This is a genomic window from Paenibacillus sp. FSL K6-1318 (assembly GCF_037976905.1).
Classification (GTDB): Bacteria; Bacillota; Bacilli; order Paenibacillales; family Paenibacillaceae; genus Paenibacillus; species Paenibacillus amylolyticus_A.
On record NZ_CP150270.1, the window covers coordinates 2,443,902 to 2,470,459 of the forward strand.

Consider the following 26,558-nt stretch of genomic DNA (forward strand, 5'->3'; position numbering starts at 1 on the left):
ATGGCTCAGGGTGATTTTCCAGAAGGAGCTGGCGCGGGAGCCAATTATTATTTACAGCTTGTATGGGTGATTGTTGTCCTGGCCGTCATCCTGGTCCTTATTGTTTATCTGATCCGGTTTTTAAACAAACGGAATCAGCAAATGTTCCGGGACGGCACAATTCGTACTCTGGGCGGGGTTGGACTGGGACAAAACAAGTCGCTGCAAATTATAGAAATTGGTGGGAGTGTATATCTGCTTGGTGTAGGTGAAGACATCCAGTTGATAGATAAGGTCTCGGATCTGGAAGAGGCGCAAAGAATCATTGACTCATTCGAACGAGATGCTGCTGCACAACAAGGGAATCTCTCGCCTCTCATCGCCAAACTCACAAAACGCTTCCGTAAAGATGAACCGCCGCGGGAAATGGAACTAGAGGACACAACTTCTTTTCACGAAATGTTTGAATCCAAACTTCGGCAGATGCCTAACCGTAAAGAGAAGATGGAGAAGCTCCTGGATAAAGACAATACTACAGATCGGTCGAGGGATTCATGAAGAAAAAGATTTGGTTAGCGTGTTGTTTAATGGGACTTATCAGTCTGGCATCTGTCACGGTTGCCTTTGCCGAACCGATCCCGAATATTGATATTCAAATCGGAAACGGTGACGGAGGCACACCAAGCACGAGTTCACTGTCCATTATTCTGTTAATTACGGTGCTTAGCATTGCACCAGCAATGCTTGTACTGATGACCAGTTTTACTCGAATTGTCATTGTACTCGGTTTTGTACGTACATCTCTGGGTACACAACAAATGCCGCCCAATCAGGTGCTGGTAGGTTTGGCGCTATTTCTGACACTTTTCATTATGTCGCCGACGTTGTCTTCCATAAATCAGGTAGCGCTTCAGCCCTATCTCCAGGGAGACCTTACGCAAACCGAGGCACTTGAAAAAGCAGCGGATCCCATAAAGAAATTTATGTTTACTCACACCAGAGAAAAAGATCTGTTGCTATTTATGAAGTACAATCAGACGGAACAGCCAAATACCTACCAGGATATTCCGATTACTGTTATGGTGCCGGCATATGTAATCAGTGAGTTGAAGACAGCATTCCAGATGGGGTTTATGATTTTCATTCCGTTTCTGGTTATAGACATTGTTGTCGCGAGTACACTCATGGCAATGGGGATGATGATGCTTCCGCCAGTCATGATCTCATTACCTTTCAAAATACTGCTCTTTGTCCTTGTGGACGGGTGGTATCTGGTAGTCAAGTCACTGTTGCTGAGTTTTAATACTTGAGCCGGAAAGTTAAAGGAGGACGGTCATGACTTCGGAATTTATTATCGGTCTGGCCGGGAAAGCGGTATACACGTCATTGCTGGCCAGCGCACCCATGCTTATACTAGCTCTGGTTGTAGGACTTGCAATCAGTATTTTTCAGGCCACCACTCAAATACAGGAACAAACATTAGCTTTTGTGCCCAAGATTGTTGCCGTGCTTCTGGCAGTGCTTTTGTTTGGACCTTGGATCTTGAATATATTGGTCGATTTCACGTACAACATTCTCGATAATCTATACAGATACATAGGGTAGGCTTTAGCAGATGGAGACATTATTGCAAAGTTTCCCTGTCGCTCTGCTTATGTTTTGTCGAATCACATCATTTTTTGTAACTGCACCGATTTTTTCGGCTCGAAATGTACCTGCTTCAATCAAAATTGGGTTGTCTGCTTTTGTCACATTGACTGTATATTTGATATATGGGATAAACCAGACCGTACCTACAGATCTGAGTTATATTTTGCTCATCATCAGAGAGATTTTGATTGGTTTGCTCTTGGGGTTTGTTGCGTACCTATTGATGACGGCTGTACAGACAGCAGGTGCTTTCATTGATATTCAAATCGGTTTTGGTATTGCGAACGTGTATGATCCGATGACAGGCGCTTCAGCACCGCTCACAGGTAACTTCAAATATGCTTTCGCAGTACTCTTATTTCTAACCATGAATGGTCATCATTATCTGCTGGATGCCCTCATATACAGTTATCGCTGGATCCCGTTGTCAAATGCATTTTTTCTAAGGTTGGCCGATGGGAGTATTGCTGAATTTTTGATTCGTACGTTAGGAGAATCATTCATGCTTGCTTTTCAGATGGCGGCACCAATGGTAGTTGCTTTGTTTTTGACGGATGTAGGATTAGGATTTTTGGCAAAAACGGCTCCTCAATTTAATGTGTTTGCTGTCGGAATGCCGCTTAAAGTGCTCGTCGGGCTTGCTATTTTGCTTTTGCTGGTTCCCAGCTTCGCCTTTGTATTTGGTCAATTGTTCGAAGTAATGTTCAGATCCATGGAAAAATTGCTTGGGACCATTGGGCAAAGGCCGGGATGAGTGAAACGGAGGACAAGATTCGAATGAAACTTCAACTCGACCTCCAGTTATTTTCAGGGGAAAAGACGGAGAAAGCTACCCCGAAAAAGAGACAGGATACACGTAAAAAGGGACAAGTTGTCAAAAGCATGGAGATATCCGGGGCCTCAATCCTCTTGTTCACCTTTTTAATCATGATGGTTTTCAGTGATTTCTACAAGGAGCGTACGGTTAGACTCTTCACGGATATCTTCATCAATCGCTTGAGCATGGAAGTCACCGATGAAAATGTAATGTCGCTCATGATGCGATACGGTGTAGAAGTAATGTTGCTGCTTGCTCCTGTTCTGCTGGGTGTGGCATTAGTTGCTTTGATCGTTAACTACATGCAGGTAGGTTTTCTACTTGTAGGTGAAGGCCTGAAGCCGAAACTGGAGAAATTGAATCCCATCAAGGGATTCAAAAATATTTTTTCTCTTCGTTCTTTAGTTGAATTTGCTAAGTCCATTTTGAAGATGACCATCATCGGCTATCTTGTGTTTAGCACGATTACAAGTTACCAGTCCGATATTGCATCGCTTTCTCATTTTTCAATGGATGCTATTTTACATTTTGCTGCTTCAATCACTTTAAGTCTTGGAGTCAAAATTGCCGTAGCTTTGTTGGTACTTGCTATATTTGATTACATGTACCAGAAGTATGATTATGAGAAGAATATTCGCATGTCCAAGCAAGATATCAAGGACGAGTATAAGAAAATGGAAGGTGACCCGCTGATCAAAGGTAAAATCCGGGAACGCCAGCGTCGTATGGCTATGCAACGAATGATGCAGGAAGTACCGAATGCAGATGTAATCATTACGAACCCGACCCACTTTGCGGTTGCGCTAAAGTATGAAGGTTCCGAGATGGAGGCACCGCAGATTATTGCCAAAGGTCAGGATTATGTCGCCTTGCGTATAAAGGAAATTGCCAAAGAGCACGGTGTTATTACGATGGAAAACAAGCCGCTGGCACGGGCATTGTTCCAGAGAGCCGAGATTGGTGACGCCATACCGGCCGATTTGTTTCAAGCGGTAGCTGAAGTGCTGGCTTATGTATATAAACTAAAGGGCAGAACGAAATAAAAGGGGATCGGAGGCCGTACATTCATTGAAAACAAAAGATTTAGCTGTCCTTGCGGGTATTATCGGCATTGTGTTGATGATGATTCTCCCGATCCCAATCTGGTTATTGGATATGTTGCTCGTCGTCAATATTTCAATTGCACTAATGATACTCCTTGTTGCCATGAACAGCAAAGAAGCGTTGCAGTTTTCCATTTTTCCAGCTTTGCTGCTGATCACTACACTATTCCGACTGGCACTGAACATTTCGACAACCAAGCTAATCCTTGGTGAAGGGGATGCTGGAGCCGTTGTTGCTACCTTTGGTAGCTGGATTGCTGGAGGGCAAATTGCGATTGGATTTATCGTGTTTTTGATCTTGGTTGTCGTTCAGTTTATCGTTATTACCAAGGGTTCGGAGCGTGTAGCTGAAGTTGCTGCCCGATTTACCCTCGATGCGATGCCTGGTAAACAAATGAGTATCGATGCGGATCTGAATGCGGGTCTGATCAACGAGCAACAAGCTCGTGAGCGTCGTTCCAAAATTGAACGCGAAGCCGATTTTTATGGAGCAATGGATGGAGCAAGTAAGTTCGTAAAAGGAGACGCCATTGCAAGTATTATCATCCTCCTGATCAATTTGATTGGTGGATTCATCATCGGGATGACTGTGCATGGTCTTGATTTTGCTGAGTCACTTGCCACGTATTCCGTTTTAACTATAGGAGATGGATTAGTTAGCCAGATTCCTGCCCTTCTTATTTCAACGGCAGCAGGTCTCATCGTTACAAGAGCATCATCCGAAGGAAACTTGGCGGAGGATATTACGGGGCAACTGTTTACATATCCAATACTCATTTATATTGTAGCTTTCGTTATTGCCATGCTTGGTTTCTTCACACCGATTCATGTTATTACCACGCTTCCGTTGGCAGGCGTGCTGGCATTTGCCGCTTGGCGCATGCAGAATAATTTGAATTTGAAACAGGAAGCGGAAGAACAGCTGGAAGAAGAGCAGCAGATTGAAGAGGTCAGAAGTCCTGAAAGTGTAATTAACCTGCTTCAGGTTGACCCTATTGAGTTTGAATTTGGTTATGGTTTAATCCCGCTGGCTGATAATCAGCAGGGTGGGGACTTATTGGATCGGATTATTATGATTCGGAGGCAGTGTGCTCTTGAACTGGGGTTGGTTGTTCCGGTCATACGGATACGAGATAACATCCAGCTCAGACCCAATGAGTATGTTATCAAAATTAAGGGTAACGTGGTTGGCGGCGGAGAACTGTTGTTGAATCACTACCTTGCCATGAGTCCTGGTTATGATGAGGAGTCTGTGACAGGTATTGAAACAACAGAGCCGGCTTTTGGACTTCCCGCACTATGGATTGATGAAGTAACCAAAGACAGAGCTGAACTTGCAGGGTATACGGTCGTAGATCCGCCATCTGTTGTGGCGACACATCTGACGGAACTGATTAAGAAACATGCGCATGAGTTACTTGGAAGACAAGAAACGAAAGCGCTTGTGGATAATCTCAGAGAGAACTATTCTGCGCTGGTAGATGAACTGATTCCTTCAGTCCTCTCCATTGGTGATGTGCAGAAAGTGCTTGCCAAGTTATTGCGTGAGAAAATATCTATTCGTGATATGGTTACCATCTTCGAGACACTGGCTGACTATGGTACGTATACGAAGGATCCTGATGTTCTGACTGAATACGTTAGACAATCCCTCTCACGTCAGATTACTCAGCAGTTTTCACAGAAAGGTGAGACACTTCGAGTGATCACGGTTGGACCTGGTCTTGAGAAAAAAATTGCTGAAAGTGTGCAACAATCGGATCAAGGTAGCTATCTTGCGTTAGACCCTGTATCTACACAAAGTGTGTATCAGAAGCTGAGTGAACAAGTTAACCGTTTGATTCAATCAGGTCAACAACCTGTTGTATTAACTTCTCCAACTATTCGGATGTATCTGCGTCAGGTTATTGAACGTACTATGCAGGACATTCCTGTACTTTCCTACAGCGAGTTAGAGCCGAATGTTGAAATTCAAAGTATCGGGGTGGTGAACTTATGAGAGTAAAACAATACGTTGTTGAGACCATGCCCGAAGCTATGCTTCAAATTCGCAAAGACCTGGGAAGTGATGCCGTCATTCTGTCCACCAAAGAGATCAAGGTGGGCGGTGTGATGGGAATGTTCCGCAAAAAAAGGATCGAAGTTGTAGCTGCAGTGGATAAGGAAGAAAACAAGCAAACGACGAAGCCAGTACAAAATCATTTCACACCTGTACCTCGTGCATTTGTACCTGAGGCCTATCGGCAAACAGCTCGTTCTTTTGTTGCGGCTTCGGATGAGTCGGCTACAACGAATATAGCTGATCAAAGTGCACAGGAAACATCTGCGGCTGCGCCGTCTATGATTGAATCGAGTAAGCTCGGTTCAGACATAGACAGCGGCTCAGGTTCTTCGAGCACGGATCATAAACCGCGACCGCAAGGGGCGGATTTTTCGGGTTCAACAACTGCGACGAAGCAAACTGTCTCAGACCTGCAGCAGGACAAGTTGATGACTGAATTGCAGGATCTTAAACAGATGGTGACCAAGCTTTCAAAGCAAGGTACTTCTGTGGATGCTGTGCCAGAGGAACTGCATACGATCCGAGAACGTTTGACAGAACAAGAGGTTTGGCCTGAAGTGTGGGAATCCTGGTTTGATTCAATACAAGCAAAATGGTCTGAGGATGGATTGAAGGAACAGGATGTAGAACAAGCTGTAAAACTTGAGGTCATGCATTTCTTGGAAGAACGTATTGACGAAGGCATTCTTCCTACTACTCGAATCGTCTATGTAGCTGGACCAACCGGTGTAGGGAAAACCACGACAATTGCGAAATTGGCGGCTGAACAAATGTTCAAAAAACAACGTAAAGTTGGATTCATTACATCTGATACGTATCGGATCTCGGCGGTAGAACAGCTTAGAACGTATGCATCTATACTCAATGTTCCACTTGAGGTGGTACAATCGCCCGGTGATACACAACGTGCAATTTCTCGATTAGAGCATTGTGACCTGATCTTTATGGACACCGCAGGTAGAAACTACAGAAATGAATTACTTGTCTCGGAACTGCAAAGTTTGCTTGCTCCTGTCGAGAATAGTGAAACCTTTTTGGTCATGAGCATGACTTCCAAAAGTGCTGATATGGTTCAGATCACAGAACATTTCAGTAAATATGGCCTGGATAAGGTGATTTTCACCAAAATGGATGAGACTGGGAGCTGCGGTCCGCTATTTAACCTGTTGCATCGTTTTCCACTCAAGCTTGCATATGTGGCAAACGGCCAAAATGTTCCAGACGATTTGTTGAAGCCGGATGCAGATTCGTTGTCTAAACAGTTGCTGGGAGAATGGACACAATGAAGGATCAGGCAGCTTCACTTCGAAGTATGGTCTCGGCGCCAATGGAAATGGAAGGCATTGAGCGAGATATCCGTTCCTCTAAAATCATTACTGTAGCTAGTGGTAAGGGAGGTGTTGGGAAATCCAATTTTACACTGAACTTTGCACTGGCATTACAGGCTTTAGGGAAAAAGGTACTGGTGTTTGATGCTGATATTGGAATGGCTAATATTGATGTTCTTATGGGTACGTCTTCATCCTATAATCTTTACCACCTGTTGTACCGACAAAAATCCATAAGGGAGATCATACAACTGGGTACCAGCGGCTTGCCTTACATTGCTGGAGGATCAGGCATGAAAGAATTATTTTCATTGTCTGACCGTGATCTGGAGTTCTTCGCCAGTCAAGTGGAGGATATTGCTCAGGAAATGGACTATGTCATTTTCGATACAGGGGCAGGTCTTTCCAGAGAGAATATGACGTTTATCGGTGCTGCCGATGAATGCCTGATTATAACCACACCTGAACCGACTTCAATAACCGATGCTTATGCTTTAGTCAAAGTTATGCACGGCCAGGAAAATGCTACACCCTTTCGGATGATCGTTAACCGGGTGGAAGACGAACGGGAAGCGGAACGGGTGGCAGATAAAATAGCTGGAGTGGCAAGGCGGTTTTTGCAGACGGATATTCCGCTACTTGGGTATATTTCTGAAGACGCACAGGTAGTCAAGGCGGTTAAAAGACAAATGCCCTACAGTCTGGCGTATCCCAATGCCAAAGCCTCCAAGGATATAGAGAAACTTGCTCTTCGTTATTTGGCTGTACCTGCAACTCCGGAGTCCGGAACCTTGACAGGAATCAGGGGATTTATGAATAAGTGGCTTAAACGAACAACATGATTTCTGAATAAAGGAAACAGGGGTGACACAACATGGCGGTGTATCAAGTATTGGTTGTCGATGATTCCGCTTTTATGCGTAAGATTGTTACGGATTTAATTGAAGCGGATTCGGAATTTAAGGTAACGGCAACGGCATCAAATGGTAGGGAAGCTATTCAAAAATCGCTAGAATTGAAACCGGATATTATCACAATGGACGTTGAGATGCCCGAAATGAATGGGTTGGACGCATTAAAATCAATTATGAAGGAATCCTTCGTTCCTGTAATTATGTTATCTGGTATCAATGAACAAGGCATGAAAGAAACCATTATGGCGCTTGAAGCAGGGGCATTTGACTTCATTCGCAAACCATCCATTGTACATGACCAGGATATCGCTCAAGTTGGTAAAGCCTTGGTTGAGCGCATGCGTGCTGCGATGAATGAGATCAAACGAAAAGCTGATCGTGATTTATCCATGAAAAATAGAGACATGATGCGCGGAACGGTTGCTCCCCCAACTCAGCCAGTGCAGAAAGAAATGCCAGCCAGGGATCGAGTGGAGCCTGTGAAAAAAACGATCGAACCTGCTCATACGGATCAACGCTCTATACGAGAGCGGACTGAAGTCTTTCAGGCTAAATCAAAGAAACCCATTGCGCCACTATCACCTTCGAAACCAGGCCGCGTAGAGAATAAAACAGAGCCTTTGCCGAAGCCAGAGCGTAGTTCGGGGACAAATGCAGAAAAAGCAGTGAGGTCAGCTAATCCAGTACAGACTCCTAAGGAAATTCGACTACCTAATGCAGCTCGGGTGGCAGCTGATCAAATAGCAGCAACTTCTGCCTCTGCAAAAACCAAGGATTTAGCCAAATCTAATCCTGTTCCAAAAGGTGCAGGGGGCCCGGAAGGGTCGTTTAACAAGCTTGTGGCGATAGGTTGTTCTACGGGTGGCCCTAGGGCTCTCAAGACATTGCTCGAGCAGTTGCCTGCTGATTTGCCAGCACCGGTCATTATTGTGCAGCATATGCCGCCCAATTTCACCCGTTCTCTGGCTCAACGATTGAATACGTTCAGTCCCCTGCATGTGGTTGAAGCTGAAGAGGGTATGGTCCTGAAAAAAGGGACTGCTTATATAGCACCTGGCGGATTCCATGTGAAAGTTAACAAAACAGCGGACGGGAAGTTTATCGTGAAGCTGACTGAAGATCAACCAGTGAATGGACATAGACCTTCAGTGGATACGATGTTTGAGTCGCTTCTGCCGTTTACATCTTTACAAAGGCATCTTGTTTTGCTGACGGGAATGGGAAGTGATGGAGCACGTATGATGAAGAGATTATACGAAGCTGGAGTTACATCAACCTTTGCCGAGAATGAAGAAACATGTGTTGTATATGGTATGCCGCGTTCTGCTGTAGAGCTGCAATGCGTTCGTCATCTTCTGCCACTGCAGGAGATCGCGTCTAAACTTGTTCAAGCAGTGAAATAACGGAGTGTAACTCACGGAGGAGGTGCCTCACAATGGACATGAACCAATATTTATCCATGTTTATTGATGAGTCTAATGATCATCTGCAATCCCTTAACGAAAACATGCTTCAACTTGAAGGCAATCCGGAAGATCTGGGAATAGTTCAGGTCATTTTCCGCTCTGCTCATACCCTGAAGGGTATGGCGGCAACGATGGGCTTCGAAGATTTGGCATCACTGACACATAAAATGGAAAATGTGCTGGACCTGGTGCGTAATGAGAAGTTGAAAATGCAGGATTACATTTTTGATACCATGTTCAAGAGTCTGGATGCTTTGGAAACTATGGTTCAGGATATTACCGAAGGTGGACAAGGTAAAGCGGATGTGTCCGCTATCGTAGCTTCACTTCAGGCAATTGAAAATGGTGAAATGACAAGCGGAGATGCTCCTGCAACTGAAAAAAATAAACCGGCTAACGCTTCAATTGCTTCGGCTGTGGAGCTGGATGAATTCCAATATTCAGTGCTGGATCAATCGATTGCTGAAGGCCACCGTGTATTTTATGTAGATGTGCTTGTTAGTGAGCATAGCCAGTTAAAAGGTGTTCGGGCTTATATGGTCTTTGATATGCTCGAGCGTTCAGGTGAAGTCGTTAAGGCTTACCCATCCGTTCAGGATATTGAGCAAGAGAAGTTTGAGCGCAGTTTCTCGTTGTATTACATAACGACTAAAGAGGCGCACGAACTGGAAGAAGGCATCATGAGTATCTCTGAAATTGAGAGTGCAAAGCTGATCCAATTGGATCAGGAGACTCTTCAGCAGATGGCCAATCAGGTCGCAGCCACAGTTGAAGCGCCAACCGCACCGACTACTGTAGCTGAGGTTGCTTCACCGGATAAGAATTCTGCATCCAAAGAAGAAGCGAAGACGGCACCAGCCAAAACAGCTGCGCCGAAACAAGCTGCTGCACCTTCACGTACCATTCGTGTCGATATTGAACGCCTCGATGTATTGATGAACTTGTTCAGTGAATTATTGATTGACCGTTCACGTCTGGAGCAACTGGCCAGTGAAACAGGCAACAATGATTTATCCGATACGGTAGCACACTTAAGCAGAGTTAGCACAGATTTGCAAAACATTGTATTGAAATTACGGATGGTTCCGGTAGATACCGTATTTAATCGATTCCCGCGCATGATCCGTGATTTGGCTAAGACACTTGATAAAAAAATCGATCTGGTCATTACAGGTGCTGAGACGGAACTGGATCGTACCGTAATTGATGAGATTGGTGATCCGCTGGTGCATTTGCTGCGTAACGCGGTTGACCATGGTGTGGAATCCATTGCAGAGCGTGTAGCTGCTGGTAAACCAGAGATGGGTACAGTAAACCTGCGCGCTTTCCACAGTGGAAATCACGTATTTATCGAGATTGAAGACGATGGTAAAGGAATCTATCGTGACAAGCTCCTGAAAACCGCGATCAAACGTGGAGTTGTAACTGAAGAACAAGGTGCCAAGATGAGCGATGATGAAGTAAATCAATTGTTGTTCGCACCTGGTTTTAGTACTGCGGATATCATCTCGGATATCTCTGGCCGGGGCGTTGGTTTGGATGTAGTAAAATCGAAAATTACTTCGCTTGGAGGTAATGTAACGATTCATTCGACTCCAGGCAAAGGCACGAACTTCTCTGTTCAACTTCCGTTGACTCTTTCCATTATCGCTGCAATGCTTGTACGACTTGGTTCAGAGAAATATGCTGTTCCATTGTCCTCCATTGTAGAGACAGCCATTGTACAGCGTGAACAGGTTCGCAATATTCACGGCAATAAAATGATCACGTTCCGTGAGTCACTGATTCCATACTTGTCCTTGAGCGAAGTGTTCTCCGTACCGGATTTCAATGATGCTGATGAGCAGGAAACAGAAATTGTCGTGATTCGCAAAGGTGACCGTCTTGCAGCTGTAGCTGTTGAGGAATTTATTGGACAGAGTGAGATTGTTCTCAAATCAATGGGAACGTATCTGCCTGCTATTGAAGGAATCTCTGGAGCAACCATACTCGGAGATGGACAAGTAGCCCTGATTCTTGATCCTAATGCATTTATTAAATAAGCATATAGCTAAGTCTTACATTTAATAGGGAGGTTTTTTACATGGAAGAAGAGTTGAAAGTCATCGTCTTTAAATTGGGTACCGAAGAGTATGGTATTGAGGTAGATAAAGTTCAGACGATTGAGCGCATGATGCCAATTACCCGTGTTCCCAAGACACTTTCTTTTGTAAAAGGAGTCATTAATCTACGCGGTGTTGTAATTCCGGTCATTGATCTACGCGGTCGTTTCTCCCTTCCTGAATCGGAGTATACGGATCAGACTCGTATTGTTATCGTAGGCGTAGACGACATGCAAGTTGGCTTTATCGTAGATTCTGCCAATGATGTTATTGATATCAAGAGCAGCGCAATCGATAGCCCACCAGAAGTGGTTGGCGGCGTCAAAGCGAGATATCTGCGTGGTGTGGCCAAATTGGAGGATTCACGCTTGCTGATTATGCTTAACCTGAACGAAGTATTAAATAAAAGCGAGATTGTACAGCTGGAAAGTGTTGAGGGCTAGTACCGTGGAGATGTTCAACCGATTTGAGGTATTCCAGATGGATGTGCTCAAAGAGGTCGGTAACATTGGAGCAGGCAACGCCGCAACGGCGTTGTCTCAACTCCTCAACAGACCGATTGACATGGGTGTACCTACAGTACAAATGCTCCCGTTTGAAGAAGTTGCCGAAAAAGTGGGCGGGGATGAACGCATCGTTGTTACCGTATTTCTTCGTGTAGAAGGGGAAGCACCGGGAAATCTTTTCTTTATGATGACACCAGAGGCTGCTAAAATGTTGTTGAATAGACTTGCCGGGTTTGATTTGAAAGAAGGACTTGCTTTCACAGATATGGAGCAATCAGCGCTTTCTGAAATTGGAAATATTTTGGCTGGATCCTATCTTTCTTCTTTGGCAGACTTCACGAAGTTGTCCATGTATCCAACCGTTCCTGGACTTGCTATTGACATGGCGGGTGCCATTCTGAGCTATGGCTTGCTGCAATTCGGCGAGATGGGTGACGATGCATTGTTGATTGACACATCTTTCTTTGAAGGTGAAGATCAGGTTGAGGGTCAATTTTTCCTGATTCCAGATCCGCCATCATTTGCAAAGATATTTGAATCGCTAGGGGTGCCACTGAGCCATGATTGAGGACAAAAGCGTCGTTAAAGTCGGTATGGCGGATTTAAACATCGCTCATCTTCCTGGCGTAATCCGTACGACTGGCTTGGGCTCGTGTGTGGGATTAACAATGTATGACCCGCATTTGAAGCTGGCTGGAATGGCGCATGTCATGCTTCCTACTTCCGAGATTGCCCGTGAAGGGAAACTGAACACTGCCAAATATGCGGATACGGCGTTGCCTGAGCTTTTGGAAAAAATGATAAAATTAGGTGCTTCTCACTCACGTATCGTATCTAAAATGGCCGGAGGCTCTCAGATGTTTGCCTTTGCTGGTGCTGGGGATACGATGCGCATTGGACCACGGAATGCAGATTCTTGTCGAGAGTGGCTGCAAAAACTCAATATCCCCCTTCTTGCAGAAGATACGGGTGGTAATTATGGACGAACGATTGAAATGGATTGTGAAACTGGCCTTTTGACTATTCGAAGTGTACAAATGGGTGTAAAGGAACTATAAGACTATGATAGGAAACTACCGCATTAATCTTGGAGCAGGCATCGTTGGATTTATTCTTACTTTTTTTGTAGCATACAGCAGCAATGTGCTGACGACCAGTTTAATTCGCGGATTGATCGGATTCGTAGCCTGGTTTGTCCTTGCATATGGTTTACGTTGGGGATTGGGATTGTTGCTGAACCCTCAGGCCCAGGGAAATGGATATGGTTATGATTCACCAAATGCTCAAGATCAAAGAGGTTCACAGGTGGACATTAAACTCGAAGACGATGGACAAGAGCTGAATGACTTGCTCAAGAGTGGACAGAACGCTTCATCTGGGGACGATCTTCCGCCATCTGAGACGAAAGCTCCAACGGGATTCGCCCCTTTGGATCCGCCTAAACTTGTCCGGACCAAGGATCCGGAGGAATTGGCGCAGGCCGTTCGTCACCTGACAGACAAATAAGGAGGGTGAAAGCAATTGAACGAGCGTAAAGCTTCACATTTGAACCATTCTGATCTGTGGGAAAAGTGGAAAGAACATGGAGATCTTGAAGCCAAGAAAACTTTGATTGAAAAGTATCTTCACATTGTAAATTATGTTTCCGGTCGCCTGGCAGTCGGTTTGCCTAAAAATGTTCCCAAAGATGATTTGGAGAGTAATGGTGTTATGGGATTGATTGATGCATTGGAGAAATTCGACTATGAACGTGGTCTACAATTTGAAACCTATGCATCATGGAGGGTCCGCGGAGCTATTCTTGATGGTCTGCGTCAAGGTGATTGGGTTCCGCGTTCTGTTCGGGAGAAGGCCAAGCGCATTGAAGACGCCTATCAACAGCTGGAACAAAGCTATCTCAGGTCCGTTAGTGATGAGGAAATGAGTGAGTATCTGGACGTGTCCACCAAAGATTTTCAACATATGCTTCAGGAAGTGGCGGTCATGTCACTTTGCTCGCTGGAGGACCCGATTCGTGAAGAAGAGTCTGAGACGCGTCTGTCTTTAATGGTGGATGAGAAAGCGAAAAATCCGGATTATAAAGTGAATGAGTTTTATTTAAAGGAAGCTTTGGTGCAAGGGCTGGACAAGTTGACGGTAAAAGAGCGGACAGTTGTTTCACTCTTGTATTACGAAGATCTTTCTCTTAGTGAAATCGCAGAGGTTATGTCACTTTCTCCGTCTCGTATATCCCAGTTACATTCCAAGGCAATATTACGATTACGCGGCACGTTGGACAAACAGAAAGATTTGTTGATGCGTAAAGATTAATAGAGAGAAGTAATATATTGGAGCTTGGGGAGTGGAAAGTCTAAAAGGGGGAAGAACTGGAGTGACACAGCGGACTGCTTTGGAACAATGTTTAAACATTGTTTTATCGGACGACAAATGCACAGCCTACCTTGAATTTTCCAAAGAGGAAGAAGGCTTTGCCTGCACGATCGATGAACTTGAACAATTTGTGGCGGAAAAGGGTATTAAGCAAGGTGTACTACGAGAGGCATTATTACTTTTTGTGAGTAACCCTGAAACCTATGTAAAAGATAAATACAAGATTGCCGAAGGTGTCGCTCCTATTCAGGGAACAGATGGATTCATCAAGATCCTGGTAGGGATGGATGATACGAACGAACGACGACCGCTTGAATCAGAAGACGGAACCGTCGATTACAAAGAAGTGACCCGGTTAAACAATGTTCGCAGTGGTCAGATCATTGCTGAGCGAATCGCTCCTGGTGATGGTATACCAGGCAGGGCAGTAACAGGCGAGGAAATTCCTTATCGTTCCGGAAAAGAAGCTCGCTTTAAAGTCGGGAAAAACGTTGTGGTTAACCCGGACGGTTCTGCAATGTATGCTGCATTGGATGGGCTCGTTACCAAAACGGATGGTAACAAACTGAATGTATTCCCGGTTTATGAAGTCAATGGTGACGTTGACTACAATAACGGTAATATCGACTTTGTAGGCACAGTTGTCATACGAGGCAACGTACTTACCGGATTTAAAGTAAAAGCAGCAGGTGATATTCGTGTCGTCGGAGGTGTCGAAGGAGCGGACCTGGAAGCAGGTGGTTCAATCGAAATTACCGGTGGCATTATTGGTTATAACAAAGGACTGGTACAAGCAGGCCATAATGTTAAATGTACCTTTATTCAAGAAGGCAACGTGGATGCCGGTGAAGATGTGCTGGTTTCCCAAAGTATTATGCACTCCAATATTCGTGCTGGCCATGGTGTCATCTGTGCAGGTACCAAAGGTCTTATCGTTGGCGGCTCCATTCAGGCTGGTCAGAACGTCTCAGCGCGTGTTGTAGGCAACAGTATGTCCACGGTCACTGCCATTGAAGTTGGTGTGCTGCCGAAGCTGCGTAACGAACTGAATGATTTGCGCAAAGAAGTCAGAGAGCAGATGGATTCCTTGGACAAAACGAAGAAGGCTTTGACATTGTTGGATCAGTTAGCTGCCGCTGGACAATTAAGCCCAGATAAGATGTCGATGCGAATCAAGTTGAGCGCTACGCAGAAATCGGCTCTTCGTGTGAGTGAAGAAACGAAAATGCGCATCTTTGAAATTGAAAAGGCACTTGAAGATACAAGCATGGCTCGTGTTGATATTTTGAAGATGATTTATGGAGGCTCTAAAATAGTTATCGGCAGATACACGAAATTTATTAAAGATCCAGTCAGTCGAATTTCATTTTATTATCACGATGGCGATATTACGATGGTTCCATACGTTTAAGTACAGCATTCAGGCACATGAAGAAATCCATTCGAAACCGTGAGGTGAGCGTATGAGTTTCAAAGCAGTGGAGTTGCAGATTGCGGTACCACGAACAAGCGAGGCGGGACGTTATCAAAGTGAAGCCCAGCAGAGGCCGATTACAGATCAGAATCTCTTGGCAGAGCAAACGGCGAAAGAAGCAAACGAAGCAAGGCAACGAAGTGAAGCAATGGACGAAACTTCACAGACTTCGGTGCGTGATGGTCATACCAATGATGGGGATCAGCAGAGTGGTTCCGATGGACAGGAAACTGCTCAGGTTCAGGAAACCGTCAAACCTGCAGAGCACCCGTACAAAGGAAAACATATTGATCTGTCTTTATAATAGATAATTGTGATGGACATGCAGTCTTGCGCACCGATGGTTGAATCAGAAGGAGAGAACCCAATTTGTCACCATGGATCATTATTGTCATCTTAGGAGCCTGCGCTATTGCCTACGCATATATCATGCCCCGGAAAAACAAGGCGCAGGAGCCAGGGCATCAACTGGTGCAGGAGATGGAATCTACGCTTGAGCATTACATGACCGAGATTGAAAATGATAATGATGCTCTCATTCAACGTGTGGCTGAGATGAAGGGAGAAGCGACAGCAGCGGATCAACGTTTGCAATCGCAACTCCAGGAATTACAGCAACGATTGGATCAGTTGGAACAGAACAACATGAACGAACCTCTTGCATCACATGTTCCACACTCAGGTAATGTACCCGTACAAGCTTCCGAAGGTTTGCAAGCACAAGCGCTCGTGAAAAGTGTGCAAGCAGAGGCGGCCCAACAGGCGCTAGAAGCAGATTTACCGACCAGCAAAGTCGAATCTTTACCTGGGCGTGAATCGATTAAAGATCGATATGTAGAACTCTTTAATTTACATGCAGAGGGTAAGTCGATGGATGCCATATCCAAGCAGACAGGCATTCAGCGTGGTGAGGTACAGTTAATACTGCAACTGGCAGAACGGGAGGAAAGCTAAGTCATGGACAAGCGATCCTTATGGATTGGTCTGGGGAGCGGCATGATTATTGGTGCAGTTTTGCTTCAACTGGCCACAGTAGGACAAAATGCATTATCTGATAGTAACCTTGACCCTGAGCAGACTGCCAATATGACAAAAGAACAGCTTGAGACAGTTGCGAAAAGCCTGGATATGAAATTGGTAGGTTCTGAAGAGGAATTATACACAGAAGCAGAGTGGGTGGCGAAGAAAAAACAGGAGAGCAGTGAGTTGCAGGGGAGTACAGCAACACCGCCCGAGACAGTAACCTCTACGGAGACACCTGACGAGCCTGAGAAGCCACAAGATCCTGCTACAAGTGAAGTTGAAGGGCAGAAAGAGATAACTGAACCGAAGACAACAGAACCTGCAACGCCGAGCAATCCGAAAGGCGCAACGGTATCATTCAAAGTACGTTCTGGCAATAGTCTGGCGATCGTAGCATCTAACTTAAAAACCGCTGGAATCGTTGATGATGCGCAAGCTTTTATAAAGGCTGGCAAAGCTGAACGAATCAACACCAAAATCCAAGTGGGTACTTATGCGCTCGAAAAAGGCGAAAGCTTCAAATCCATTATCGCAAAAATTACGAAAGAACCGTCAAGCTGAGCATGCTCGGACAGGACGGTTTTTTGCGTATTTAATCGTATGATTTGAAAATCCAATAATAAGCAATGTTGAGTTCCAGTTGAAGTATAGAATGCTAGGTTAGAAGCAATAAATATAGAAGTAGATTAAGTTTCAAAGAGTGTTGCATCAGGCTGTCAATTGTGCTATATTAGATAACGGTGTTAAAACACACGCATGTGCTAATTTTGTTGAGGGTGCTTTCCTGATGGAGAGTCTTGGCGAAAAATGATGCCGGCGGAGGACACAATAAAACCATATTAGGAGGTGTGTGAAGATGGCAGTAATCTCCATGAAGCAGCTTCTCGAAGCTGGGGTACACTTCGGTCACCAGACTCGTCGTTGGAACCCAAAAATGGATCGTTATATCTTCACTGAAAGAAACGGAATTTACATCATCGATTTGCAAAAAACGGTGAAAAAAGTCGAAGAGGCTTACAACTTCGTTAAAGGAATCGCAGGAGAGAATGGTAAAATTCTTTTCGTGGGTACTAAGAAACAAGCTCAAGATTCCGTTAAAGAAGAAGCTGAACGTGCTGGTCAATTCTACATTAACCAACGCTGGCTCGGCGGTACCCTGACTAACTTCCAAACTATTCAAAAACGTATTGATCGTTTGAAACAGTTGGAAGCTTGGGAAGAAGACGGTACATTCGCTGTATTGCCTAAAAAAGAAGTAATCTTGCTTCGCAAAGAAAAAGATCGTCTGGAGAAATTCTTGGGCGGTATTAAAAATATGAAAGGCCTGCCAAGCGCCCTGTTCATCATCGATCCACGCAAAGAGCGTATCGCTGTTGCGGAAGCTCGCAAATTGGGTATCCCAATTGTTGGTATCGTTGATACTAACTGCGATCCGGACGAGATCGATTATGTTATCCCAGGTAATGACGACGCGATCCGCGCTGTTAAATTGCTGACAGGTAAAATGGCTGACGCTGTAATCGAAGCTAACCAAGGCGAAGAAACTTCCGCTTAATAGATTCGAACATATGCAATAAACTAAATGAAAAGGGTGGTTGGCAGGTGGATAACCTCTCACTGCCCTTTTTTTAGAGTGTACGTACAATACTTAATTTTGGAGGGAATTTATAATGGCAGTTAATGCGAGTGCAGTAAAAGAACTTCGCGAAAGAACGGGCGCTGGTATGCTCGATTGTAAGAAAGCACTGGAAGAAGCAAACGGTGATGTAACGAAAGCAGCTGAACTGTTGCGTGAGAAAGGTCTTTCTGCAGCAGCAAGCAAAGCAGGCCGTGCAGCAACTGAAGGTGTTGTAGAATCTTACATCCACGCTGGTGGACGTATTGGTGTCCTCGTTGAAGTTAACTGTGAAACAGACTTCGTTGGTAAAACGGATCAATTTAAGGATTTCGTTAAAGATGTAGCTATGCAAATCGCTGCAGCTAATCCTAAATTCGTTACACGCGAAGAAGTTCCTACAGAAGAGCTGGAAAAAGAAAAAGAAATCTTGAAAGCTCAAGCTCTTAACGAAGGTAAACCAGAGAAAATCATTGAAAAAATGGTTGAAGGCCGTATCGGTAAATACTACGAAGAGTACTGCCTGATGGAACAAACTTTCGTTAAAGATCCAGACAAAACGATTTCCCAATTGCTGAACGAAAAAATCAGCCAAATCGGTGAAAACATCTCCATCCGTCGTTTCGTTCGTTACGAACTGGGTGAAGGTCTTGAGAAAAAAGTAGACAACTTCGTAGAAGAAGTAATGTCCCAAGTAAACAAATAAGACGGTTTTATAAACCGGCAAGCAGGATTGATTTTCGAAGATATAAGAATGATGAAACTTCGAAGCGTAAACTCCCTTATATCCCAGGAAAACAGTGCCTCACCGGTTAAACGTTTTTCCTAAAAGAGCGGAACACAACTGTGTTCCTTTCTTTTTAAGCAGGAGGCCATGCGCGAGAAGTTTTGTTGGTTGAACACCGAGCGTGTTCAATTCAAAGTGGAGGGTGAATAATTGGAACAGCCAGTATTTAAACGTGTTGTCTTAAAGGTCAGCGGAGAGTCCCTTTCCGGTCAAAACGGCTACGGTATTGATGCAGACACGATCTCGTCGATTGCCCAACAGGTAAAAGAGGTTGTTGCACTTGGTGTTCAAGTTGCTATTGTATGTGGCGGCGGAAACATCTGGCGTGGAATTGCCGGTAGCGAAAACGGCATCGATCGTGCAACTGCAGATTATATGGGTATGCTGGCGACAGTAATGAACTCGTTAGCACTCCAGGATGCATTGGAACAGATTGAAGTACCTACGCGTGTACAGACATCTATTGCAATGCAACAGATTGCAGAGCCTTATATTCGTCGTAGAGCTATTCGTCATCTGGAGAAAGGCCGGGTCGTTATTTTTGCAGCAGGCACAGGTAACCCGTTCTTTTCCACTGATACAACAGCAGCACTGCGCGCAGCGGAGATTGAAGCAGAAGTTATCTTGATGGCCAAAAACAAAGTCGATGGTGTATACTCAGCAGATCCGTTTAAGGACAGTACAGCTGTGAAATTTGATCAGTTGACTTACATGGATATTCTTAACAAAGACCTTGGTGTAATGGATTCGACGGCATCCTCGCTTTGTAAGGACAACAACATCCCGTTGATCGTATTTGCCATTACGGAACAAGGTAACATCAAGCGTGTTGTTCTGGGTGAACGTATCGGAACAATCGTTAAAGGGAGTGTAGATTAATGCCACAAGCGGTTAAACAACATGCCGAAGAGCGTATGGAAAAAGCAATTCAAGCATTGCGTCGTGACCTGGCTACTTTGCGTGCAGGCCGTGCAACTCCAGCTCTTCTGGACCGAATTCAGGTTGAGTATTATGGGGCTATGACGCCATTGAATCAACTCGCTAATATCAGTACTCCGGATTCCCGTACACTGATGATTCAACCTTGGGACAAATCTTCCATGGGTGATATCGAGCGTGCCATCATGAAATCGGATCTGGGACTTACCCCAGCGAATGATGGTAGCATGATTCGTTTGTCTATTCCGGCATTGACGGAAGAACGCAGAGCGGAACTTGTGAAGCTGACGAAGAAGTTCGGTGAAGAAGGTAAAGTAGCGATTCGTAACATTCGCCGTGATGCGAATGATGACATTAAGAAAATGGAGAAGTCAGACATTTCCGAGGATGAATCCCGGAGACATCAGGACGATATCCAAAAATCGACCGACAAGTTTATTGCTGAAGTCGATAAGGTACTCGCTGCCAAAGAAAAAGAAATCATGGAAGTGTAAGACAAGCGCAGCCCCTCCAATACGGTGGGGTTTTGTCTCTTTTTCTAAGCTTCAGATGAAGAAACTTCAGGGATTTTGGAGGAACAGGAATGATCAAACGGGTTCGGTCGTGGTGGAATGGGGCTGACAAGCAGGAAACGCTGACTATATCCGAGGACAATATCCCGCAGCACGTCGCCATCATCATGGACGGCAATGGACGATGGGCCAAACGTTTGGGACTCCCGCGTATAGCCGGGCACCAAAATGGCATGAAGGCGGTCAAACGTGCGACCATCGCGGCGGATGAACTGGGCATCAAATATCTGACGATGTACGCTTTTTCGACAGAAAACTGGACGCGTCCAAAAGAAGAAGTGGATTTTCTGATGCGACTTCCGCAAGAATTTCTGGCTATAGAGCTGGATGAACTTATAGAAAAAAATGTGCGCATTCGCATGATGGGCCAAGAGGAACATTTACCTTCCCATACCATCAATGCCTTGCGGGAAGCCATTCGTCTTACGGAACATAATACAGGTCTCGTTTTGAACTTTGCAATGAACTATGGAAGTCGTCGCGAAATGACGGACTGTGTTAAACAGATCGCTCTGCAGGTGAAGTCGGGGGAACTATCGGCAGAGGACATAACACCTGAACTCATTGATAGACATATGCTGACGGTTGACATGCCCGATCCGGATCTGCTGATCCGGACGAGTGGAGAGTTGAGATTAAGCAACTTTATGCTTTGGCAGCTTGCATATAGTGAATTATGGTTTACGGATATATACTGGCCCGAATTTGGCAAAAAGCATTTGCTTGAAGCAGTAGCCGAATATCAGCGCAGAACAAGGCGTTACGGCGGTTTGAAATAGATGGAGGATGAAGCCGTTGAAACAGCGATTAACGACAGGAATCATAGCAGGTGTGTTGTTTTTAGGTTTTTGCATGCTGGGCGGACCCTGGTACCATGGTTTGGTATTGCTTATGGCTCTCATCGGTTATTATGAATTTGTTAAAATGACCGGGGTGATGCCTTTTTCAGGTGTGGCCCTGATTGGATATGCTGGTGTGTTTGCCATTGTATTTCCTTGGGAAATGCTTTGGGAGGCAAGGCCGCTATCCTTATTTCAGGTCATCTGGATTGTAATGCTTGTACTGATGACAGCTTCGGTTGTCACCAAGAATAAGGTTCCCGTAAATACAGTAGCCATGCTTTTCCTCGGCGTGCTGTATATAGGGATCGGTTTCTATTACATTGCAGAATCCAGACATCTGCATCATGGATTGTTCTGGACGTTCCTGTTGCTGGGCTCCATATGGGCCAGTGATGCAGGGGCTTATTTTGTAGGGAAACTCATTGGTAAAAACAAACTCTGGCCTTCCATCAGTCCTAACAAGACTATAGAGGGTGCACTGGGTGGCATCGTGATTGCAATTGTCACTTCTGTTGTTTTTGCATTAGTGTCAGATGGTTTGCTTTCCTGGCAGAGAGCAATCGTGATCGGAATTGCCTGTGCAGTCGTAGGTCAGATGGGTGACTTGATCCAGTCTGCATACAAACGTGTATATAATATCAAGGATTCAGGTAGTCTTCTCCCAGGGCATGGAGGCATTCTTGATCGGTGCGACAGCTGGATTGTTGTGTTTCCATTCGTACATATACTAATGCTACTGCCCTACTAAAGAAGAACATGAGTCTGAGATAACAGCCTTGTTCGCCGTAGGCATTGGATAATTAAAGATGAGGTGCAGCATGAAAAAAATTGCGATTCTCGGGTCGACCGGTTCCATCGGAACCCAGACACTAGATGTAGTAGACATGCATCCGGAACTCTTTCAAGTGGAGGGACTGGCTGCCGGAGGCAATACAGACTTGCTGATCGAACAAACCAAACGTTATCGACCGAAGAAAGTATCGGTGGGTTCCAAGGAATTGGCTGAGAAGGTAGCTCCACATTTGCCTGCAGGAACGCAACTATTTTACGGTAACGAAGGACTCGTAGAAGTTGCGGCAGGAACCGATGCGCATACGGTTGTTACAGCGGTGGTGGGCAGTGTTGGATTGGAGTCAACGCTTGCTGCCATAGATGCAGGCAAACAGATCGGACTGGCCAACAAGGAGACATTGGTTACAGCGGGGCATATCGTCACGACAAGAGCGGCTGCCAAAGGAGTCTCTTTACTGCCCGTTGATAGTGAGCACTCTGCTATATTCCAATGCTTAAATGGTGAAAACAGAGAACGCCTGACAGGCATCACGCTCACCGCTTCAGGCGGATCATTCCGTGATCTTACCCGTGAACAGTTGAAGAACGTGACTATAGAGGATGCGCTTAAACATCCGAATTGGTCAATGGGCTCCAAAATCACGATAGACTCGGCAACGATGGTAAACAAGGGACTTGAGGTCATTGAAGCACATTGGTTATTTGGTCTTCGATATGATCAGATTAATGTATTGCTTCACCCGGAGAGCGTTATTCATTCCTATGTGGAATTTGATGACACCAGCATCATTGCTCAACTGGGGAATCCGGATATGCGAGTTCCCATTCAATATGCACTGACTTACCCTGACCGCTTGCCATCACCAGCACAGCGTCTGTCTCTTGCTCAAGCTGGGAAATTACATTTCCGTGAGATGGATATGGAACGTTTCCCGTGTTTAAGAATGGCTTATGAGTGTGGTAAAATGGGAGGAACCGCAACAACGGCGTTTAATGCAGCCAACGAGGTTGCTGTAGCCCGTTTCTTGCGTAAAGAGATTTCATTCCTTAAAATAGAAGATATTATTGCTTCTGTGCTGGAAGCACACCACAATGTGGACGAGCCTGATCTGCAGGAGATCGCCCGATGTGATCAGGAGAGTCGCAAGCTTGCATCCAGTCTGTAATCTCTTTTTTCATAACAAAATGGAAGAAGTGATTCTCTTGTGCGGCATCAGAGAATAATGATAATCTAGAGGGACAGACTGCGGTATGTGCCGTGAAGGAGGATGGATAGGGATTGGAAACCATACAAGTGGTATTTCTAACGGTGCTCATGTTCTTTGTCATCGTGACGGTTCATGAATGGGGGCATTATTACTTTGCCAAACGCGCCGGTATTCTTGTACGGGAATTTGCGATCGGTTTTGGTCCCAAATTGTTCTCATATAAAAGAAACGAGACCCAGTTTACATTGCGTTTGTTACCTTTTGGTGGGTATGCACGGATGGCAGGGGAAGATCCGGAACTGGTAGAAATCCAGGAAGGACAGACCATTGCGGTAAGATCTGCAGATGACCAGGTGAAGATGATCTATCTGGACCAGCTGGATAACCGAAAAAATGTAATACGTGGTGAAGTCATCTCCATTGATATGGAGAGAGCCCTGAAGCTTCAACTCGATGTAGATGGAGAGATTCAGGAGTATCGTATACATCCCCAAGCGATGTTGGTGAGTCGTGGTAAACAAACACAGATTGCACCGAAAGATCGTCAATTCGGTAGTAAAACCGTTGGACAGCGTGCATTGGCTATTTTTGCGGGACCGTTGATGAACTTTATCTTGGCTTTTGTGCTGTTTGCTGTATATGCGCAGATGGCAGGAGTTCCAGTGGAGAATCCGAAGAATCTTGAGATTGGTGAAGTGCTTGAAGGTGGGGCAGCCGATCAGGCGAACCTGCAAAAGGGCGATATTATTGAGACCATCAATGGTACTGCTATTGGTACGGATTCACAAAAAATGGTGACAATGATTGCCGATTCCAAGGATAAGCCGATGGAATGGACGCTGCGCCGGGGAAATGAAACGTTTAATATAACGATTACTCCACGTGCTGTAGAAGGACAAGAGGGCGGAAAAGTGGGAATCGTACCTACGTTACCGACTCGCTCTGTTGGATTTGTAGAGACCTTTAAAGTCTCAGGCGTGGCGATGGTTGATACAACCAAGGTTATATTTGAAGGGTTCAAACATTTGATCAACCAATTCAACATGGACGATATTGGTGGTCCGGTTCGTACGTTTGAAGTGACAGGACAAATTGCTAAACAAGGAATTGAGCAGTTAACGAGATGGGCAGCCATTTTGAGTCTGTACCTTGGGATTTTCAACCTGTTACCAATACCTGCACTGGACGGAAGCCGTCTGGTATTTTTGGGAATTGAAGCGCTACGTGGCAGACCTGTTGATCCAAACCGCGAAGGCATGGTGCATTTCATTGGATTTGCGATGCTGTTTGTATTGATGCTGGCAGTAACTTACAATGATATATTACGTTTAATTAACGGATAATTACGGTTGGACTACGCTCTGGACATTCAGAGATAGTCGTTATGGGAGGACGCTGGAGTCTTATGTCAAAGGAAAATGATAAACAGTTCGTGACTGAAATCACACCACAGGGTGAGGATTTCTCACGCTGGTATATTGATGTTATCAAAAAAGCTGATCTCATGGACTATGCACCCGTACGCGGTTGTATTGTGTTCAAACCAGACGGTTTTGAGATCTGGGAACACATCAAGGATGAGTTGGATCGTCGTTTCCGGGAAACCGGTCATCGCAATGCATATTTCCCGATGTTCATTCCTGAGAGCTTCTTTCAAAAGGAAAAAGAGCACGTGGAAGGCTTTAACCCTGAATTACCGTGGGTTACAGAAGCGGGGGGAGAGAAGCTGGAAGAACGTCTGGCAATTCGTCCTACATCCGAAACGATTATTGGTCACATGTATTCCAAGTGGATTCAGTCTTATCGGGATCTTCCGGTACTGATCAACCAGTGGGCCAACGTAGTTCGTTGGGAAAAAAGAACGTTGCCTTTCCTTCGCACAAGTGAGTTCCTGTGGCAGGAAGGTCACACTGCGCATGAGACAGAAGAAGAAGCACGTGAAGAAACGATGAAAATGCTTGAGATTTATCGTGAAGTGGTTGAAGAGTATTTGGCTATTCCTGTAATTGTAGGTCAGAAAACCAAATCCGAGAAATTTGCGGGTGCGGTGGATACGTACTCGATCGAAGCCATGATGAAGGATGGACGTGCAGTACAAGCAGGTACATCACACTACATGGGAACGAACTTTGCAAAAGCATTTGAAATCCAGTATCTTAGCCGGAACAATGTGCTGGAACTGGCTTACACCACCTCCTGGGGAGTAAGCACACGATTGATCGGTGCGTTGATTATGGTTCATGGAGATGACCGTGGTCTCGTACTTCCTCCGAAGGTAGCACCTACGCAAGTGGTCATGATTCCAATTGGACCTCCGAAAACACGTGATGCTGTTGTGGGACGTGCAGATGAGTTGTTCACTGAGTTGAAAAAAGCTGGAGTTCGTGTGAAAATGGATGATCGCAGCGATGTTCGCCCAGGTTGGAAATTCAATGAATACGAGATGCGTGGTGTTCCGATTCGTCTGGAGATCGGTCCACGTGATATGGAAAATGGCGTTTGTGTGCTCGTATCACGCATCACAGGTGAGAAAAAAGTGGTAGAACAAGCGAACCTGGTAGAAGAAATCCAGTCTATGCTGACACAGATCCAGGTAGATATGCTGGAACGTGCTCGCACATTTATGTCGGATAACTTCTACTCCGTGGATACACTGGATGAGATGAAAGAACTGATGGAAAATAAACGCGGGTTTACACTGGCTGGATGGTGCGGTTCAGAAGCTTGCGAAGATAAAGTAAGAGAAGTTACAGGCGCAACAAGCCGGAACATTCCGTTCCAGCCTGCGGAAGAAAAGCATACGTGCCTGGCTTGTGGTGAACAGGCAGAACACACGGTTGTGTTTGCAAGAGCATACTAAGTCAGGATCACTTGACGAAAAGCACTTATTCACCAGTTGAGTAATGAATGGAGAGCTTCTGTCGGATAAAATGAGTCGGTGCGAGTTCGGATCGGTGACATTTTTGAATGCAGGGGCTTTTCATGCTTTAAAGGGGGTACAAGGAGGAA

Annotated in this window: 28 protein-coding genes; all 28 read left to right on the forward strand. The window is 45.2% G+C overall.

The features are described from left to right. The gene (locus NYE45_RS10925; RefSeq protein WP_340017352.1) at positions 1-537 is read left to right on the forward strand and encodes a flagellar biosynthetic protein FliO; all 537 of its coding nucleotides are present in this window, start codon (positions 1-3) and stop codon (positions 535-537) included. Then, positions 534-1,289: a flagellar type III secretion system pore protein FliP gene (gene fliP, locus NYE45_RS10930; RefSeq protein ID WP_076330674.1), complete on the forward strand. Its 756-nt coding sequence runs from the start codon at positions 534-536 to the stop codon at positions 1,287-1,289. Before NYE45_RS10925 ends, fliP begins: the two co-directional genes overlap by 4 nt. A gap of 25 nt (positions 1,290-1,314) precedes the next feature. Continuing rightward, complete coding sequence (gene fliQ, locus NYE45_RS10935; RefSeq protein ID WP_076330675.1) at positions 1,315-1,584, forward strand: flagellar biosynthesis protein FliQ; 270 nt, start codon at positions 1,315-1,317, stop codon at positions 1,582-1,584. A 10-nt stretch (positions 1,585-1,594) separates the two neighbouring features. Further along, on the forward strand, positions 1,595-2,383 hold the full coding sequence (gene fliR, locus NYE45_RS10940; protein ID WP_076330676.1) for a flagellar biosynthetic protein FliR: 789 nt from the start codon (positions 1,595-1,597) through the stop codon (positions 2,381-2,383). Next, positions 2,380-3,489 carry a flagellar biosynthesis protein FlhB gene (flhB, locus tag NYE45_RS10945; RefSeq protein WP_076330677.1) on the forward strand — a complete coding sequence of 370 codons (1,110 nt, stop codon included), beginning with the start codon at positions 2,380-2,382 and terminating at the stop codon, positions 3,487-3,489. The genes fliR and flhB overlap by 4 nt, the downstream gene beginning before the upstream one ends. A gap of 25 nt (positions 3,490-3,514) precedes the next feature. Then, positions 3,515-5,548, forward strand: a complete 2,034-nt coding sequence (gene flhA / locus NYE45_RS10950) for a flagellar biosynthesis protein FlhA (protein ID WP_340016656.1) — start codon at positions 3,515-3,517, stop codon at positions 5,546-5,548. Further along, on the forward strand, positions 5,545-6,897 hold the full coding sequence (gene flhF / locus NYE45_RS10955; protein ID WP_340016657.1) for a flagellar biosynthesis protein FlhF: 1,353 nt from the start codon (positions 5,545-5,547) through the stop codon (positions 6,895-6,897). Before flhA ends, flhF begins: the two co-directional genes overlap by 4 nt. Then, positions 6,894-7,781 carry a MinD/ParA family protein gene (locus NYE45_RS10960; protein ID WP_340016658.1) on the forward strand — a complete coding sequence of 296 codons (888 nt, stop codon included), beginning with the start codon at positions 6,894-6,896 and terminating at the stop codon, positions 7,779-7,781. The genes flhF and NYE45_RS10960 overlap by 4 nt, the downstream gene beginning before the upstream one ends. A gap of 32 nt (positions 7,782-7,813) precedes the next feature. Next, a complete protein-coding gene (locus NYE45_RS10965) occupies positions 7,814-9,256 on the forward strand; it encodes a chemotaxis protein CheB (protein ID WP_340016659.1) in 1,443 nt (480 codons plus the stop codon). Positions 9,257-9,288: 32 nt separating this feature from the next. Next, entirely contained in the window at positions 9,289-11,361 is a 2,073-nt protein-coding gene (locus NYE45_RS10970) for a chemotaxis protein CheA (protein ID WP_076330682.1), read from the forward strand. Positions 11,362-11,402: 41 nt separating this feature from the next. After that, positions 11,403-11,864: a chemotaxis protein CheW gene (locus NYE45_RS10975; protein ID WP_062833811.1), complete on the forward strand. Its 462-nt coding sequence runs from the start codon at positions 11,403-11,405 to the stop codon at positions 11,862-11,864. Between the two features lie 10 nt (positions 11,865-11,874). Further along, entirely contained in the window at positions 11,875-12,495 is a 621-nt protein-coding gene (locus tag NYE45_RS10980) for a chemotaxis protein CheC (protein WP_139331862.1), read from the forward strand. Continuing rightward, complete coding sequence (locus NYE45_RS10985; RefSeq protein WP_017689162.1) at positions 12,488-12,985, forward strand: chemotaxis protein CheD; 498 nt, start codon at positions 12,488-12,490, stop codon at positions 12,983-12,985. Before NYE45_RS10980 ends, NYE45_RS10985 begins: the two co-directional genes overlap by 8 nt. 4 nt (positions 12,986-12,989) lie before the next feature. Further along, positions 12,990-13,433 (forward strand): hypothetical protein, encoded by a 444-nt coding sequence (locus NYE45_RS10990; protein ID WP_062833814.1) that lies wholly within the window; start codon positions 12,990-12,992, stop codon positions 13,431-13,433. 15 nt (positions 13,434-13,448) lie between these two features. Beyond that, positions 13,449-14,237 carry a FliA/WhiG family RNA polymerase sigma factor gene (locus NYE45_RS10995; RefSeq protein WP_017689160.1) on the forward strand — a complete coding sequence of 263 codons (789 nt, stop codon included), beginning with the start codon at positions 13,449-13,451 and terminating at the stop codon, positions 14,235-14,237. Between the two features lie 61 nt (positions 14,238-14,298). Further along, complete coding sequence (locus tag NYE45_RS11000) at positions 14,299-15,708, forward strand: FapA family protein (protein ID WP_340016660.1); 1,410 nt, start codon at positions 14,299-14,301, stop codon at positions 15,706-15,708. 52 nt (positions 15,709-15,760) lie between these two features. After that, entirely contained in the window at positions 15,761-16,075 is a 315-nt protein-coding gene (locus NYE45_RS11005) for a hypothetical protein (RefSeq protein WP_062833816.1), read from the forward strand. 65 nt (positions 16,076-16,140) lie between these two features. Continuing rightward, positions 16,141-16,725 carry a hypothetical protein gene (locus NYE45_RS11010; protein ID WP_340016661.1) on the forward strand — a complete coding sequence of 195 codons (585 nt, stop codon included), beginning with the start codon at positions 16,141-16,143 and terminating at the stop codon, positions 16,723-16,725. 3 nt (positions 16,726-16,728) lie between these two features. Continuing rightward, positions 16,729-17,355, forward strand: a complete 627-nt coding sequence (locus NYE45_RS11015) for a hypothetical protein (protein WP_340016662.1) — start codon at positions 16,729-16,731, stop codon at positions 17,353-17,355. A 295-nt stretch (positions 17,356-17,650) separates the two neighbouring features. After that, the gene (rpsB, locus tag NYE45_RS11020; RefSeq protein WP_017689155.1) at positions 17,651-18,349 is read left to right on the forward strand and encodes a 30S ribosomal protein S2; all 699 of its coding nucleotides are present in this window, start codon (positions 17,651-17,653) and stop codon (positions 18,347-18,349) included. Between the two features lie 115 nt (positions 18,350-18,464). Then, on the forward strand, positions 18,465-19,115 hold the full coding sequence (gene tsf, locus NYE45_RS11025; protein ID WP_062833819.1) for a translation elongation factor Ts: 651 nt from the start codon (positions 18,465-18,467) through the stop codon (positions 19,113-19,115). A gap of 231 nt (positions 19,116-19,346) precedes the next feature. Further along, on the forward strand, positions 19,347-20,075 hold the full coding sequence (gene pyrH, locus NYE45_RS11030; protein WP_017689153.1) for a UMP kinase: 729 nt from the start codon (positions 19,347-19,349) through the stop codon (positions 20,073-20,075). Next, on the forward strand, positions 20,075-20,629 hold the full coding sequence (gene frr / locus NYE45_RS11035; protein WP_017689152.1) for a ribosome recycling factor: 555 nt from the start codon (positions 20,075-20,077) through the stop codon (positions 20,627-20,629). Before pyrH ends, frr begins: the two co-directional genes overlap by 1 nt. 89 nt (positions 20,630-20,718) lie before the next feature. Continuing rightward, a complete protein-coding gene (locus NYE45_RS11040) occupies positions 20,719-21,486 on the forward strand; it encodes an isoprenyl transferase (RefSeq protein ID WP_017689151.1) in 768 nt (255 codons plus the stop codon). Positions 21,487-21,502: 16 nt separating this feature from the next. Continuing rightward, entirely contained in the window at positions 21,503-22,297 is a 795-nt protein-coding gene (locus tag NYE45_RS11045; protein ID WP_062833821.1) for a phosphatidate cytidylyltransferase, read from the forward strand. Between the two features lie 70 nt (positions 22,298-22,367). After that, the gene (locus tag NYE45_RS11050; protein ID WP_145146935.1) at positions 22,368-23,507 is read left to right on the forward strand and encodes a 1-deoxy-D-xylulose-5-phosphate reductoisomerase; all 1,140 of its coding nucleotides are present in this window, start codon (positions 22,368-22,370) and stop codon (positions 23,505-23,507) included. A 113-nt stretch (positions 23,508-23,620) separates the two neighbouring features. Further along, positions 23,621-24,892, forward strand: coding sequence for an RIP metalloprotease RseP (gene rseP / locus NYE45_RS11055; protein ID WP_340016663.1), 1,272 nt, complete (start codon positions 23,621-23,623; stop codon positions 24,890-24,892). 62 nt (positions 24,893-24,954) lie between these two features. After that, positions 24,955-26,409, forward strand: a complete 1,455-nt coding sequence (gene proS, locus NYE45_RS11060; protein ID WP_062833824.1) for a proline--tRNA ligase — start codon at positions 24,955-24,957, stop codon at positions 26,407-26,409. The last annotated feature ends 149 nt before the right edge of the window (positions 26,410-26,558 follow it).

Coding starts and splice junctions, on each gene's coding strand:
- NYE45_RS10925 (WP_340017352.1), top strand. CDS start 1: ATGGCTCAGGGTGATTTTCCAGAAGGAGCTGGCGCGGGAGCCAATTAT.
- fliP (WP_076330674.1), top strand. CDS start 534: ATGAAGAAAAAGATTTGGTTAGCGTGTTGTTTAATGGGACTTATCAGT.
- fliQ (WP_076330675.1), top strand. CDS start 1,315: ATGACTTCGGAATTTATTATCGGTCTGGCCGGGAAAGCGGTATACACG.
- fliR (WP_076330676.1), top strand. CDS start 1,595: ATGGAGACATTATTGCAAAGTTTCCCTGTCGCTCTGCTTATGTTTTGT.
- flhB (WP_076330677.1), top strand. CDS start 2,380: ATGAGTGAAACGGAGGACAAGATTCGAATGAAACTTCAACTCGACCTC.
- flhF (WP_340016657.1), top strand. CDS start 5,545: ATGAGAGTAAAACAATACGTTGTTGAGACCATGCCCGAAGCTATGCTT.
- NYE45_RS10960 (WP_340016658.1), top strand. CDS start 6,894: ATGAAGGATCAGGCAGCTTCACTTCGAAGTATGGTCTCGGCGCCAATG.
- NYE45_RS10965 (WP_340016659.1), top strand. CDS start 7,814: ATGGCGGTGTATCAAGTATTGGTTGTCGATGATTCCGCTTTTATGCGT.
- NYE45_RS10970 (WP_076330682.1), top strand. CDS start 9,289: ATGGACATGAACCAATATTTATCCATGTTTATTGATGAGTCTAATGAT.
- NYE45_RS10975 (WP_062833811.1), top strand. CDS start 11,403: ATGGAAGAAGAGTTGAAAGTCATCGTCTTTAAATTGGGTACCGAAGAG.
- NYE45_RS10980 (WP_139331862.1), top strand. CDS start 11,875: ATGTTCAACCGATTTGAGGTATTCCAGATGGATGTGCTCAAAGAGGTC.
- NYE45_RS10985 (WP_017689162.1), top strand. CDS start 12,488: ATGATTGAGGACAAAAGCGTCGTTAAAGTCGGTATGGCGGATTTAAAC.
- NYE45_RS10990 (WP_062833814.1), top strand. CDS start 12,990: ATGATAGGAAACTACCGCATTAATCTTGGAGCAGGCATCGTTGGATTT.
- NYE45_RS11005 (WP_062833816.1), top strand. CDS start 15,761: ATGAGTTTCAAAGCAGTGGAGTTGCAGATTGCGGTACCACGAACAAGC.
- NYE45_RS11015 (WP_340016662.1), top strand. CDS start 16,729: ATGGACAAGCGATCCTTATGGATTGGTCTGGGGAGCGGCATGATTATT.
- rpsB (WP_017689155.1), top strand. CDS start 17,651: ATGGCAGTAATCTCCATGAAGCAGCTTCTCGAAGCTGGGGTACACTTC.
- tsf (WP_062833819.1), top strand. CDS start 18,465: ATGGCAGTTAATGCGAGTGCAGTAAAAGAACTTCGCGAAAGAACGGGC.
- frr (WP_017689152.1), top strand. CDS start 20,075: ATGCCACAAGCGGTTAAACAACATGCCGAAGAGCGTATGGAAAAAGCA.
- NYE45_RS11040 (WP_017689151.1), top strand. CDS start 20,719: ATGATCAAACGGGTTCGGTCGTGGTGGAATGGGGCTGACAAGCAGGAA.
- NYE45_RS11050 (WP_145146935.1), top strand. CDS start 22,368: ATGAAAAAAATTGCGATTCTCGGGTCGACCGGTTCCATCGGAACCCAG.
- proS (WP_062833824.1), top strand. CDS start 24,955: ATGTCAAAGGAAAATGATAAACAGTTCGTGACTGAAATCACACCACAG.